15 protein-coding genes are annotated in these 12361 nt (G+C 63.0%); 3 read left to right on the top strand and 12 right to left on the bottom strand.

Features of this window, described 5'->3' with window-relative positions; translation table 11 throughout:
* The first annotated feature begins 16 nt into the window (after positions 1-16).
* Positions 17-880: an ABC transporter permease gene (locus AB3X89_RS27790; RefSeq protein WP_368586148.1), complete on the top strand. Its 864-nt coding sequence runs from the start codon at positions 17-19 to the stop codon at positions 878-880.
* Positions 877-1614 (top strand): ABC transporter ATP-binding protein, encoded by a 738-nt coding sequence (locus AB3X89_RS27785; protein ID WP_368586147.1) that lies wholly within the window; start codon positions 877-879, stop codon positions 1612-1614. Before AB3X89_RS27790 ends, AB3X89_RS27785 begins: the two co-directional genes overlap by 4 nt.
* A 19-nt stretch (positions 1615-1633) precedes the next feature.
* On the opposite strand, the gene AB3X89_RS27780 is transcribed toward AB3X89_RS27785, so the two are convergent.
* The 6 genes from AB3X89_RS27780 to AB3X89_RS27755 all read right to left on the bottom strand — a co-directional run bounded on the left by AB3X89_RS27780 (position 1634) and on the right by AB3X89_RS27755 (position 5519).
* Complete coding sequence (locus tag AB3X89_RS27780; RefSeq protein WP_368586146.1) at positions 1634-2074, bottom strand: zinc-finger-containing protein; 441 nt, start codon at positions 2072-2074, stop codon at positions 1634-1636.
* 107 nt (positions 2075-2181) lie between these two features.
* The gene (locus AB3X89_RS27775) at positions 2182-2859 is read right to left on the bottom strand and encodes a DJ-1/PfpI family protein (RefSeq protein WP_368586145.1); all 678 of its coding nucleotides are present in this window, start codon (positions 2857-2859) and stop codon (positions 2182-2184) included.
* A gap of 280 nt (positions 2860-3139) precedes the next feature.
* Positions 3140-3601: a hypothetical protein gene (locus AB3X89_RS27770; protein WP_368586144.1), complete on the bottom strand. Its 462-nt coding sequence runs from the start codon at positions 3599-3601 to the stop codon at positions 3140-3142.
* 128 nt (positions 3602-3729) lie between these two features.
* Positions 3730-4215, bottom strand: coding sequence for a hypothetical protein (locus tag AB3X89_RS27765; protein ID WP_368586143.1), 486 nt, complete (start codon positions 4213-4215; stop codon positions 3730-3732).
* Positions 4216-4224: 9 nt separating this feature from the next.
* The gene (locus AB3X89_RS27760) at positions 4225-4881 is read right to left on the bottom strand and encodes a M35 family metallo-endopeptidase (RefSeq protein WP_368586142.1); all 657 of its coding nucleotides are present in this window, start codon (positions 4879-4881) and stop codon (positions 4225-4227) included.
* A gap of 218 nt (positions 4882-5099) precedes the next feature.
* Positions 5100-5519: a hypothetical protein gene (locus tag AB3X89_RS27755; protein WP_368586141.1), complete on the bottom strand. Its 420-nt coding sequence runs from the start codon at positions 5517-5519 to the stop codon at positions 5100-5102.
* Between the two features lie 616 nt (positions 5520-6135).
* Between AB3X89_RS27755 and AB3X89_RS27750 the strand changes: the two genes are divergently transcribed.
* Complete coding sequence (locus tag AB3X89_RS27750) at positions 6136-7110, top strand: GlxA family transcriptional regulator (protein WP_368586140.1); 975 nt, start codon at positions 6136-6138, stop codon at positions 7108-7110.
* Positions 7111-7142: 32 nt separating this feature from the next.
* Here the strand turns inward: AB3X89_RS27750 and AB3X89_RS27745 are convergent, their stop codons facing one another.
* From AB3X89_RS27745 to AB3X89_RS27720, 6 genes are all read right to left on the bottom strand, one after another.
* Positions 7143-7682, bottom strand: a complete 540-nt coding sequence (locus AB3X89_RS27745; protein ID WP_368586139.1) for a hypothetical protein — start codon at positions 7680-7682, stop codon at positions 7143-7145.
* A 321-nt stretch (positions 7683-8003) separates the two neighbouring features.
* Positions 8004-8999 (bottom strand): MxaL protein, encoded by a 996-nt coding sequence (locus AB3X89_RS27740; protein ID WP_368586138.1) that lies wholly within the window; start codon positions 8997-8999, stop codon positions 8004-8006.
* Entirely contained in the window at positions 8996-9541 is a 546-nt protein-coding gene (locus AB3X89_RS27735) for a tetratricopeptide repeat protein (RefSeq protein WP_368586137.1), read from the bottom strand. The genes AB3X89_RS27740 and AB3X89_RS27735 overlap by 4 nt, the downstream gene beginning before the upstream one ends.
* On the bottom strand, positions 9538-10524 hold the full coding sequence (locus tag AB3X89_RS27730; RefSeq protein WP_368586136.1) for a vWA domain-containing protein: 987 nt from the start codon (positions 10522-10524) through the stop codon (positions 9538-9540). The genes AB3X89_RS27735 and AB3X89_RS27730 overlap by 4 nt, the downstream gene beginning before the upstream one ends.
* The gene (locus AB3X89_RS27725) at positions 10521-11447 is read right to left on the bottom strand and encodes a calcium incorporation protein MxaA (RefSeq protein ID WP_368586135.1); all 927 of its coding nucleotides are present in this window, start codon (positions 11445-11447) and stop codon (positions 10521-10523) included. Before AB3X89_RS27725 ends, AB3X89_RS27730 begins: the two co-directional genes overlap by 4 nt.
* Positions 11444-12355: a DUF58 domain-containing protein gene (locus tag AB3X89_RS27720; RefSeq protein ID WP_368586134.1), complete on the bottom strand. Its 912-nt coding sequence runs from the start codon at positions 12353-12355 to the stop codon at positions 11444-11446. Before AB3X89_RS27720 ends, AB3X89_RS27725 begins: the two co-directional genes overlap by 4 nt.
* Between the last annotated feature and the right edge of the window lie 6 nt (positions 12356-12361).

Genomic DNA, 12361 nt, shown 5'->3' with positions numbered 1-12361 from the left:
AGACCCGAGCCTGCCGATGAGCACCGCGAAGAACTTCACGCTCGCACGGAGGGATTCGTCCTGTCCGTCGTGTAGCGAACTCGCCCAACCGCCGCGCGCGATCGACCCGTTACGACTGTGGCGCTATGCCGGTCTCGCGCTGCCGGTCGTGTTCCTGGCTGTCATCGAGCTGCTGGTGCGCGCGTCGATCCTGCCGATGCATCTGGTCCCCGCGCCGAGCGCGATCGCGCAGACGCTATGGGATCTCGGCGCGGCGCGGCTCGCGCGCCATATCGGCGCGAGCGTGATCCGCGTGTACGGCGGCTTTGCGATCGGCGCCGTGCTCGCGCTGCTGATCGGTGCGGCGATGGGCCTGAGCCGGCGCGTCGATGCGTTGCTCGACCCCATGTTTCAGGCCTTGCGCGCGATTCCGTCGCTTGCGTGGGTGCCGATCCTGCTGCTATGGATGGGCATCGACGAAGCGCCGAAGATCACGCTGATCGCGATCGGCGCGTTTTTCCCCGTGCAGTTGAGCGTGGTGGCCGGCATTCACGGCGTCGACCGCAAGCTGATCGAATTCGGCGAATTGAACCGGCTGAGCCGGCGCGCGCTGTTCACGCGCATACTGCTGCCCGCGTCGATGCCGCAGATTTTCACCGGGCTGCGCACCGGGCTCAGCCTCGCCTGGATGTTCATGGTGGCCGCTGAACTGATCGCGGCGACGCGCGGGCTCGGTTATCTGCTCAGCGATGGACGTGAAACCGGCCGGCCGGATCTGGTGTTCGGCGCGATCCTGCTGCTCGCGTTGCTCGGCAAACTGAGCGACGGCATGCTGAAAGCGATCGAGCTACGCGCGCTGTCGTGGCGCGATGCGCACCAGACGTCGGAGGCCGCGCGATGAATCGGGCACTTGCTCCGTTACTCGAAGTACGTGGACTGACGCGGCGCTTTGGCGAGCGCAACGTGTTCGACAAGGTATCGTTCGCGCTGTCGCGCGGCGAGATCGTCAGTCTGGTCGGTCCTAGCGGCTGCGGTAAAAGCACACTGCTGCGCGCGGTGGCGGGACTCGATCGCGCAACCACGGGTACCGTGCTGATCGACGGCGTGCCTTTGCTCGCGCCGTCGCCGCGCGTCGGCATGATCTTTCAGGAACCGCGCCTGCTGCCATGGCTCAGCGTGGCCGACAACATCGCCTTTGCCGCGGGGCCACACGCGGGAGACGATCCGCGCGTCGATGCGCTGCTCGCCGAGGTGGGCCTCGCTGGCGTGCGCGACGCGCTGCCGAAGCAACTGTCCGGCGGCATGGCGCAGCGCGTCGCGCTCGCGCGAGGTCTGTTCAACGAACCTGAACTGCTGCTGCTCGACGAACCGTTCAGCGCCGTCGATGCGATCACGCGCGCGCGGCTGCAGCAGTTGCTGCTCGCGTTGAAGCATGCGCGCGGCACGACGGTGCTGCTCGTCACGCACGATCTCGACGAAGCGCTGAGTCTGTCCGATCGCGTGCTGCTGTTGTCCCCGGCGGGCGTTGGCAGCCCGAGCCGCATCGCGCGCGAACTGCCGATTGCGTTACAACGGCCGAGGAATCCGCGCGATGCGTCGTTGGATGCGCTGCGCGATGTTTTGCTGGAGATGTAGCGGCCCGCGGAAAGTCGCGCTATCGCGCACGCCGCGCTTCAACGAAAGCCTCGACATAACGCAGCGCCTGTTCGCACTGCTCGGGCGTGAACGCGTGAATGCTCGCCGGAACCGGATCGAAGCCGAGCTCGGTCGCGACCCACCGGATCGCTTTCGCGCGGGCTTCGAAGGCGTTCACGCCATCGCGGCGCACCTTCGCGGCGACGAGCGGTTCGAGCGCGTCGTGCAGCTCGCTCTTCGACTCGCGCAACGCCGCGTCGGCGAGGCGGCCGAGCGGCAGGTTGTGCTTGCTGCGCGAATACACGCCGATCCACGCCTGACAGGCGGTGCAGATCCACAGCGGGCCTTGATCGCTGCGATACGGGTAGGACTCGTCGCCGTAACGCGCGAGCAAAGCACGATTGCCGCAGTAGTCGCATGACGGCTGCGGCAGTGCCTTGACGGGCTTGCCTACGCGCATGGGGAGTGCCCCCGGGACAATTTGCAGTACTTCATCGCATCAATCCGACTGGCGGAAACGGGTGGACCCTCACAGTTTAATGGAATGCCCGCACGCGCAAGCAAGGTTTAGCTTCTCTCTGCGATCTCCATCACGACGCGACGCCGCGCCGCCAGACTTTCCGCCGACCTCTGCCGAACCAGCTCCACCACCGCTTGCGGCGCCGACGCCGGATGGCCCGCGTCGAACGGCGGCGCGGGCGCGTATTCGAGTTCGAGCTGGATCGCCTGCGCTTCTTCGACGCCCGCCAATTCGGCAGCCACGGTCAACCCGAAATCGATGCCAGCCGTCACGCCGCCGCCGGTAATCAGATTGCCGTCGCGGACTACACGCGCATGCGTCGGAATCGCGCCGAGCGGCTCCAGCAACGAGTGAAACGCCCAGTGAGTCGTCGCGCGCCGCCCGCGCAGCAATCCGGCCGCGCCCAGTAGCAATGCGCCGGTGCAGACCGACGTCACGTAGCGCGCGCTCGCGGCCTGCCGGCGAACGAAGTCGATCGTCTGCTCGTCTTGCAACAGCGCGGTCACGCCGCTCCCGCCTGGCACACAGATCACGTCGAGCGCCGGGCAGCTTTCGTACGTCGCGCTCGGCGTCAGCACGAGGCCGTTGCTCGACACCACCGGCTCCCGCGTCTTCCAGACCAGATGCATCGTGGCTTCCGGCAACGATGCGAGCACGTCATGCGGGCCGGTCAGATCGAGTTGCTGTACTTTCGGAAACACCAGAAAACCGATTTGGAGGCTCATAGGGATACCTTATCGAAGGAGAAATCGAAACACGCCATCTGTCATTTCTTCCAGCTGGACGGATCGATTCTATGCGCGTAGTGTTTGGCAAGACTGCCCTTGGTCCCTTGTTTTCTGCCACGCGTTGGCTCACATGTCCAGCGCTCCGCGTTCTATCGTGCTGCTCGGCCGCCGAAAAACGACGCATAGTATGGAAAGACGCGGTTCAGAAAGGGATTCAATGCCTTGCGACTGGTACGCAGCGGCCACGAGTCTTGCCCCTGATCCCACCATGCATTCGTTATTTTCCTTCCGCCATATCAAGCAAGCCCTTTAAGAATTCGTTTTGTGCCTTTCGTAGATTGTAGATGCACTCCGCCTGCAAGGCCGGAAACATGGAGCCCCCGTGCTCGGTTTCCCACTCCGCCCCCGCATTGCGCGGCAATTCGCAATACTTGACAGATGCATTCTGCGTCGCCATGTATTTGTCCAGCAATTTCGCATGAATATTGCCTTTTGGTATGGTTGCACGCAGTTTTTTATATAAGATTTGACTGTCGGTCACCAGTTTTTTTTGCAATCCCGAATAGCATTCGACGTCTCCATAGCCGCCTCCCAAATGTTGCAGACAATCAGAATTTGAAAGTGTCACCGAAAAATCATAATTTGATTTTGCCGCCGCAAAAAAAGGAAATAGCATTCCTGCGATTAAACAGAAAAACCGAGTCTTAGTGCGACGCCATTGCCACTTGATTTCTGCCACCGTTTCTCACATGTCCAGCGCTCCCCCGCTTCATCGTGCTGCTCGCCTTGACAAAAGCAACTGCGCGCGATCTGCTGCGTCGACGCGCCGAAGGTAAAAACCCCCGCCGCCGAAGCGAGAGCGAATTTCTATTTGACGGCCTTGCTCGTCGGCGTTATGCGCGGATCGTCGCATAGTCGTTCGCAGCCGCCTTCACATATCGGGACCAGCGTTACTGATATCTGATCGAGCGTCGCGTTGCCTTTGTCATCAATATCGGGTTCCTTGATGAGTCTCGTATCAACCCAAATATTTCCTTCTTTTATGCCAAGTTGAACCAGATAGCTTTTAAGGATCCCTGCGCGCTTTTCTGCTATATCCTTCGGGCTGTTCTCCTTCACATACCCGCCTGCGTAGACAATTCCTCTAATTTCGACGTTCGGCCATTGCCTCGCAGCAAGCACCAAGTTCGCAATCTTAATGCGATCTATATTTGAAATTTCCGTCGAATTGAGAGGCAGGCTACTTGTCATATCCTCTGAAATGGTGCAGGCAGTTGCGCTACCTGCGGTGGAAACAAAGTAAAACACCATGAGATAGCAGACTCTCAGGAAGTGAAAATTCTTTTGTAGCACGAAATGTCCTTAGTCCTTGAATCCTACGTAACACGCCAAACTGTCTGCATTCCGGATAGCTTTGGCTGGATTATCTTGCGCCCAGAATGAAAGTCCAATGGTGACACCGTACATATCATCGGTTGAATCGAATACATCAGTGAAATGGGTGCATTCGTGAATCAGCGTCAAGACTTGGCAACCGTGCCACAGTTGCGAACGTGGCGAAGTGCAAAAATGTGGGTATATCGCAATGATGCGCCTTGCTGAGTCGGGCTTACAGACCGAAGCATCGGTTGCGCCGTTATCTGGAAAGACGGTGCAAGTGACGTTACGTTGTTTTTGCTTGTCCCAGCGAACGATATTTTCTGGCTTTAAATTCTGCATAACTTGTAGAAGCCTTGGTAATCCTACTTGCAATATGCCATACGTAGCTTCGTCGGCTCGGCCGAACCATTTTTTTGCACGATCCTGCTCGCTTGCATCCCATTTCGCTAATGCTGCGATTCGTGCTTTAATCAAATCAACGGCCTCGTCTCGCGATTTAATGATTGAATCGCGAAACTCTTTGTTACTCATATTCGAACAAATCGGCGTCGGATCGAGAGTAACAGCGATGTTCGAATCAGGGTTTGTGTTTGTTACTGCCGTGTCGTGAACAACGGTCCATTCTGTATTCTCTGACATATCTATTTTTCGAAATTCAGTTTGATGCTTGTGATGTAGTGACACGCTCGGTTTGCCCGAGCGCGTTTGTCGTTCCTGTTACATCAGTTCGCCGTCAACGACGATCTGGTAGTCGTAAGTCCGCGAGCGCGCAGCCAGCCTCATCGAGCGACGTAACGCTGCCCGTGGAAGTGCGGTCCCCATCCGCCAGGAGTCGATCAAACATACTCACCTACTGTTCAATGGGCCACCTCAAGCCTTAACGCCCGGCTACCATTCGTCACTATCCGGTGCGTGCGCCCACTCCAATCCGTTACGCCGCTAGCTAGCACGGTCGAGCCAGTACGCACGCGATAGCGGACATTCGCGAGCGGTTGTGCGTTGTCGTCTCGAAGCGTGAACTGCTCATCGAAACGCATCTGTGCGCGTCCACGACAGTTGCACGCCCATGCGTAACCCAAAGCTTCGGCCATGGCGTAACCGGATTTCATCTTGCGAACCCTGTCAAACGGAAAGAACTCGCCGGTTTCGGCGTTCAGGGCCTGTGCGTGCGGCATTGGCGGGAAGTTTGAGTAGATCGAATAGGTGATACGGCAAAGGTCGCATTCTTCCTCGACCGTCCAATCCTTCCCACTGCTTTGCTGTTTCAGTTGCTCCATTACTCTCCTCAAGAGTTTTCAGGCGATTCCTCGCGAATTAATCATCGAATCGGACCACCGTCAACCGCATTAATTCGGGATAAGCCCGTTTTGACAACTATTTACGATGGTGTCGGTTATCTCAATTTCTATTGCATATTCCTGCTGGCGCGGGACAAAAAAAGGCGGCACTGAGCCGCCTTTATCGTCAGGGATCGAAACTGGTTAGTGTTGCGTCCATGAAGCATCCATAGCCGCCAGTTTCGCGTTTATGCCTTCCGTAGAGTCAGCGAGAATCGCTGCCGCATCTTCCGGTGACAGTTGGCGCTATGTCGGCGGGAGCCATGTTCGCGAATTGGAACGAATCGAACTGCACGGCGCAGTCCGCCACGTCCTCGCACTTGCCGCGCCCCGATACGGATAGCGTGTGTGTCGTCGCACTCAACGACCCGCAACGCGGTCAACGTAGCCGGTGACAACGGGGTCCGCGCCGATCTTCACGACGCAGGGGTCGCATTGAAGGAGAAGCCGAACTACGCCATCTGCCATTTCGTCCAGCTGGACGGATCGATTCTATGCGCGTAGTGTTTGGCAAAACTTCGATTGTCCCCTTGATTTCTGCCACCCATTCGCTCACATGTCCAGCGCTCTCCGCTCTATCGTGCTGCTCGCCTTCCCGAACATGCAACTGCTCGACGTGAGCGGTCCGCTGCAGGTATTTGCGTCCGCCAATGAGCTCGTCGCGCAGCGCGGGCTCGGCAAGCTCTACGCACCCCGCGTCGTGGCTGCCTCAGCCGGGCCCGTCATATCGTCGTCGGGACTCATGGTGCTTGCCGCATCACTGCGCTCGGTGAAGACGCCGCCCGATACGCTGATCGTTGCGGGCGGCCGGGGCGTTCGCCAGGCATCGGCCGATCAACGCCTGATCCGCTGGACGCAGCGCCACGCGCCGCATTGCAGACGCGTCGCGTCGGTCTGCTCGGGCGCGTTCCTGCTCGCCGAGGCAGGCTTGCTCGACGGCCGGCGCGTCGCCACGCATTGGGCGCGTTGCGACGAACTCGCGCAGGCCTATCCGCAACTGCAAGTCGAAGCCGATCCGATTTTCATTCGCGACGGCGATATCTGGACATCGGCGGGCGTCACCGCCGGCATCGACCTCGCGCTAGCGATGCTCGAAGAAGATCACGGCCGCGCGTTGGCGCTCGAGGTCGCACGCGAGCTCGTCGTGTTTCTGAAGCGGCCGGGTGGGCAGTCGCAATTCAGCGCGGCGCTGTCGCTGCAACATGCCGACGACCGTTTCGGCGAATTGCATGCATGGATGACGTCGCATCTCGCAGCCGACCTGTCAGTGCCCGCGCTCGCGCAACGGCTGCATATGAGCGAGCGCAGCTTCATGCGCCACTACAAGGCGCAGACGGGCCGCACGCCCGCGCGCGCGGTCGAGCAGCTACGCATCGAAGCGGCACAACGCTTGCTCAGCGAGACATCCTGGTCGATCAAACGGATCGCGGCGCGATGTGGATTCGGCAGCGAGGAAACGATGCGCTGCAGCTTCGTGCGTCAGCTGCGCGTGGCGCCGCAGGTGTATCGCGAGCGCTTTTCGTCGACGTGACGTGCGCGGCCCGGGAACCCGCGCGACATCACTCAGTAGCGGCGTTTGACGATCAGCGTCGCGCCCGTATCGTGAGAATGCAGTATCGCGACGCGCGCGGTGCCGGAGAACACCCAGTTGTCGACCGTCAAGGACAAGCGTCGCTGCGGTGACTGGCCAATCGACAACACTGAACCGTTCATCTGAACGATGGATATTTGCGGCGCGGTAGATGGACCCATACGCAGAGAATTCGAAGCACTCTGCGCGGCAGCATTTGCGCCCGGTTCGGACAACGGTGCGAACGCCGGTCCGGACGACACCGGGGCTTTCGCGGTGCCGAGCTGGACATCGCGCGCAAGGTCCACGCTATAGTAATTCTCCATTTGCGCGTAGAACGGCTTGCCCCGATCCCCTTGATACTCCATCGCATAACGCTGCTGCCGCTGCTGCTCGAAGTAGCGCCGTGGCTCGGGAATGGGCGGCACGACTTCGACGGGCGACGCGACGATATTGGCGACAATCATCGCTTGCGGCACATCGCCGAAGGGGCCTCCCGCAAACGCGTAGCCGCTCATCAAGACGAGTACCACTCCGACAATCCTCTCGTTTTGGCACGTCATCGGCATGCCTCCATGAAGGAATTGAAACCTCACATGACACGGCGCGTCACTCGAACCGCGCGCCTGGCAGCGTCGCTTGCATTCAGACATTGTAGTCAGTGATTTGCGTACCGGTAGGTCAATGTGTGAGCTATCTCGCGCGTGTGGCGAAGACCGGCAAAAGCTTCTGGCGCAAGCGTCCCGAGTCGAACAATCCCGGCAACTCTTGCGAGGTTTGGCGAGCAACTAGGTGGTCAGATCGGATACCTGCATCTTCAACCGTTGCAGCGTCAACGGTCGCACTCGCGGTAGTCAGTCGGCGCGTGTCGACCGGCCATTGAATGCCGGCGCGATATGCAAAACGATTGTTTGAATGCGCTTTCGCCACGCGCGCGACCATGCGAGAACGGCGTCGGGCATGAAGCGCGCGACGAGCAGCAGCAACGCGAGCAGCGCGGGACACCAGCGCAGATCGGTCGGCACGGGTTCGCGGCGGGCGAAGCGCGCTTCGACCAGCGCATCGCCGAACGAAGTCACGTTCAGCAGACGCCGGTAGTCGAGGCCCGTCTGCCGAGCCAGCGAAGCGAGGTACTCACCGCGCAATTCGGACAACTCCTCGTGCGATTGCGCCGCCACCCCGGAGCCGGGCGTAGGCGACGCCTGGATCACGTCGTCGGCCTGCCAGACGCCGATCCGGTTGCCGTCGGCATCGGTCTTCGGAATGGCCGCTGGCTGGTCGCCGCCGACGCCGATCAGCCAGCCGCTGATCCGCGCCGCATTGATGCCTTCCATCAGCGGGCGCGACGCCAACAGCGGCGGCGCCTCCTGCCCATCGGTGACGAACGCGATGGCCGCGCCGCCGCCGACGTCCTTCGCGACGCGCACGGCCGAATACACACCGCCTTCGGCAATGCGGCTCCAGTTGGTCCAGCGCATGCGCCCGTCGATGCCGTCGAGCGACACCAGCAGCGCGTCGTAGTTGCCGCAGACTTCGACCGGCGCCATCAGCAGCAACACCCGCTGCCCGGTGAACACGCTCCAGCCGACCTTCGAGCCGCACGGCAAACGCTCGAGCGCATCGCGCATCGCGGCCTGCGCGAACTTGAGCCGGCTGACCGGGGCGCCGTCGAGCACCACGTCCTCGACATCCATGCTTTGCGTGATGTCGAACGTGACGATGTAGTTAAACGTGTGGCGCGGCAACGTGACGTCCGGCATCGCGACCGCCGCGATCAAAGCGACGAGCGCGAGCGGCGTCAACGCGTGACGCCATTTTGCGAAGCCACGCTCGCGCTGAACGCCGCTCATGGCAGGTCCTGGCTGCGCGCGTCGCGCACTGTGACGTTGTGCTGCTCTTTCACGTCGGGTCCGGCAAGCGCGGACGGCGTTTCCGGCGCGAGCCACAGCGCGCGCTCGAGGTTGTAGCGCGCGTCCCAATCGTCGGGCGCCGCGCGCAGCGCGAGCCGGTAGCGCGCCTTGGCCTCGCCGATCATCGCCAGAGACCTGACCGTCTGCGCGTCGTCACCGCTGCCTTCGCGCAGGTACAGGTTGCCGAGATCGAACAGCGCCGCGCGGCCGACTTCGTCAGGCGGGCTGCCCTCGGGGAGCAGACCGTTATAGAGCCGCGCCGCCGCGTCGTAGGAGCCCGCTTTCGACAGCGCTATCGCACGGGCCAGCTGAACCTCGCGCGCGTCGCCGCCGGCTTGCTGGTCACGCGCGGCGGCGTTCGTCGCGACAATGGCCTGATTGACGCGCTCCGCGTGCTGCAGACGAACGAAGCCATACGCGGCCCACGCGGCGCAACAGATCGCCACGGTGCCGAACAGCGTGTGGATCAGCGTGCGCTTCATGCCCAGCTCCTCACCTGCAACCGGTGCAACAGCACCAGCAGCGCCGCACAGAACAGCGCGAGCGCGAAACAGTACGGACTCAGATCCTGGCGAGGCAGACGCTCGACGAACGTCGTCGTTGCGTTCTGCTGCCGGTTGATCTCCGCGATCGCCGCCATCATCGCCTTCGGGTCTTCGGCCTGAAACAGCCTGTAAGGCGTCTTCAGCGTCAGAAAGAAGCGATGCAGCTGCGCTTCGGCCGAGCTTCCGCTGGCGGGCTGCGCCGCGTTCAGATCGGGACTGAAGACACTGCTGCGCAGGTAGATGAAGTACAGCGCGATCCGGTTGCGTCGCAGTCCCTCCTCGATGCGCCGTTGCATCGTTTCGTCGAGCAACGCGCCGCCGTCGGAGACGAGCACGATCGCGCGGCGGCCCGACGACAAGCGCCCATCGAACTGCGCGATCGCCGCGAGCATGCCGCGATCGAGCTCGGTGTCCGGCATGCCGCGGCCGATCGCCGTGGCCGCGACCGCGGCCTCGATCACGCGATGGTTGTAGGTGAACGGCATCGCCAGCACGGGGTTGGTGCCGAACATCATGAACGCGAGGCGGTCGTTCGGCCGTTGCTCGACGAAGCGCGTCAGCGCCTCGCGCGCCACGTGGTTCTTGGAGTCGCCGCGCGGCGCCTCGACGCCCTTGCTGCCCATCGGCTCGTCCATGCTCTGGCTGCGGTCCATCAGGATCAGGATCTGTGCGCCGCTGCCGGTGCGCAGCACCTGCAACTGCGAGCGCCCCGGCCCAGCCAGCCCGACGACGATCGCCGCGATCGCCAGCGCCGCGCCACCGCGGACGAGCCAGCCCGCCATGCGCCCGAGGTCGTCAGCGGGCAGCCATGCGACGTTCGAAAACACCAGCGTGTCGCTGCGCCGCCGCAGCAGCGGCAGAGCGGCGAGCGGCAGCAGCACCAGCATCCACGGAAGGGCGAAATCGAGGCTCATGGTCATCGCTGATGGCGCCTCTCCGCCCGATACAGCGCACGGCACAGCGCGTGCAGCGAAAGCTCGCCGGCATTCTCGACGGCGTGCGGCGCCGGCGTGAAAAAGCGCTCGGCCGAGGCCAGATAGAAACGTTCGAGCTGCGCGCGCAGCGGTTGCAGATACGGCGCACGCGCGAGCAACGCGGATAGCGAAGCCGCATGCACGACCTGGCCGGCGGTTTCGTTCAGCGCGCGATGCAGGCAGACCCACGCATCGTTCGATGAAGCGGCGGGCGTCTCCGGCAGCCGTTGCATCTGCCGCCACGCCCGCGCGAACGGCAGCCGGGCCGCCTCGCGCCGGTTGCGCGCCCACCACCAGCTCGCCCACACGAGCAGCGTCGCGAGCAGCAGGCCGAGCGCCCACGCGATCTGCCGGCGCCAGCCGGACGTGGCCAGCATCGGCGCCTGCCGGTCGGGCCGCAGCGGCTGCAAGTCCCCCGCGGCGAACACGGTTTGCGGCGTCAGCGGGCCGATGCTCGCCGGCCATTCGGCGACCTGCAGCTGCGTGCCCGCCGCGGACGTCAGCGTCAACGCGGGCAACGTGATCTGCGTGAGCGTCTGCGGCGCATTGACGACCTGATAGCCGATCACCATCCACTTGCGGCCGTTCGCATCGGTTTCGAGCGTCACGGGCCGGCGTTCGAGCCACACGCCCGTGCGTCCGACCGAAGGCGGCGTGACCGCGCCGATGTCGCGACCGTCGGCCTCCAGCAGCACGCGCTGCGTCAGCACATCGCCAAGCACATAGCCGAACGCGCGCGGCTCCTGAACGTGCGCGGCCACCTCGGCGGCGCTGGCCGTCGCGCAAGCGGCGCCGCCGCATAGCGACGCGATCAGCACGCGCAGCGCCGCCCGACGCGCGCAGCCACCGCGCAGCCCGCGCGCGCTCATACCGTCAGCTCCAGAAAGTAGCGCGACATCGCTTCCGGATCGAACGCGCCTTCGACAAAGAACGGCCGGATGCCGCGCGCGCCGAACACCGCGGCAAGTTCGTCGCGACGGCGCGCGACGCCTTCGCGCCAGCGCTCGCGCACGCCGCGCGATAGCCACACGCGACGCTCCTCGCCGGACTCCGCATCGTTGACGGCCAGCAGCGACGCGTGCTGCGGCGGCGTGGTCTCGGCCGCGTCCCATACGACCATCGGCACCACGCACGCATGCACCAGCATGTCGAGCACCGGCGACAGTCGCGCGAGCGGCCAGTGGAAATCGGACACCACGAACACGAGCGCCTGGCGTCCGGCGATACGGATCGCGCAACGCCGCAATCCTTCGACGGCTCCGCGTTCAGCGTGACGATCGGCTTGACGTTCAGCCTGATCATTCGCCTGACGAGAAGCCGTATCACTCAGGCCTTCGCGCAGCATGCTCGCGAGCAGCGAACCGGTGCCCCGTCCCGTGCGCGCCGGCATGAGCAGATCGTCGCGTTCGCCGCTATCGAAGGCCAGCATGCCGAGCCGGTCGCCGACCCGGAACGCGCTATGGCCGAGCGCTTCGACGAAATCAGCGACGACCTGCAGCTTGGTCTTATGGGTGCCGAATTGCATCGACGCCGACACGTCGACGATCACGAACACCGACACCGCGACGCGCTGCAAATGCACGCGCACGAGCCACTCGTCGCGCGCCGCGCGCAAGCTCGCGCGCAGATCGAGCCGGCGCGGGTCCGGATAGTCGAACAGCCGGCCGTGCATCGCGAACTGCTGGCCCGAGCCGAAGCTCGAGCCCGGATGCGAGCCGGGCCGCGCACCGGCCGCGCGCATCGGCAGACGATAGTGGAATTCAGCGGTGCCGTTCATCGTGTA

Source organism: Paraburkholderia sp. BR14320 (genome assembly GCF_040948665.1).
GTDB classification, from domain to species: domain Bacteria; phylum Pseudomonadota; class Gammaproteobacteria; order Burkholderiales; family Burkholderiaceae; genus Paraburkholderia; species Paraburkholderia youngii.
This window is presented reverse-complemented; position numbering and strand designations above follow the sequence as displayed.

Excerpts from the sequence above, each read along its gene's own strand:
- AB3X89_RS27760 (WP_368586142.1), bottom strand. The coding sequence starts at position 4,881 with ATGTCAGAGAATACAGAATGGACCGTTGTTCACGACACGGCAGTAACA.
- AB3X89_RS27735 (WP_368586137.1), bottom strand. The coding sequence starts at position 9,541 with ATGAAGCGCACGCTGATCCACACGCTGTTCGGCACCGTGGCGATCTGT.
- AB3X89_RS27790 (WP_368586148.1), top strand. The coding sequence starts at position 17 with ATGAGCACCGCGAAGAACTTCACGCTCGCACGGAGGGATTCGTCCTGT.
- AB3X89_RS27730 (WP_368586136.1), bottom strand. The coding sequence starts at position 10,524 with ATGACCATGAGCCTCGATTTCGCCCTTCCGTGGATGCTGGTGCTGCTG.
- AB3X89_RS27780 (WP_368586146.1), bottom strand. The coding sequence starts at position 2,074 with ATGCGCGTAGGCAAGCCCGTCAAGGCACTGCCGCAGCCGTCATGCGAC.
- AB3X89_RS27755 (WP_368586141.1), bottom strand. The coding sequence starts at position 5,519 with ATGGAGCAACTGAAACAGCAAAGCAGTGGGAAGGATTGGACGGTCGAG.
- AB3X89_RS27720 (WP_368586134.1), bottom strand. The coding sequence starts at position 12,355 with ATGAACGGCACCGCTGAATTCCACTATCGTCTGCCGATGCGCGCGGCC.
- AB3X89_RS27775 (WP_368586145.1), bottom strand. The coding sequence starts at position 2,859 with ATGAGCCTCCAAATCGGTTTTCTGGTGTTTCCGAAAGTACAGCAACTC.
- AB3X89_RS27725 (WP_368586135.1), bottom strand. The coding sequence starts at position 11,447 with ATGAGCGCGCGCGGGCTGCGCGGTGGCTGCGCGCGTCGGGCGGCGCTG.
- AB3X89_RS27785 (WP_368586147.1), top strand. The coding sequence starts at position 877 with ATGAATCGGGCACTTGCTCCGTTACTCGAAGTACGTGGACTGACGCGG.
- AB3X89_RS27750 (WP_368586140.1), top strand. The coding sequence starts at position 6,136 with ATGTCCAGCGCTCTCCGCTCTATCGTGCTGCTCGCCTTCCCGAACATG.
- AB3X89_RS27740 (WP_368586138.1), bottom strand. The coding sequence starts at position 8,999 with ATGAGCGGCGTTCAGCGCGAGCGTGGCTTCGCAAAATGGCGTCACGCG.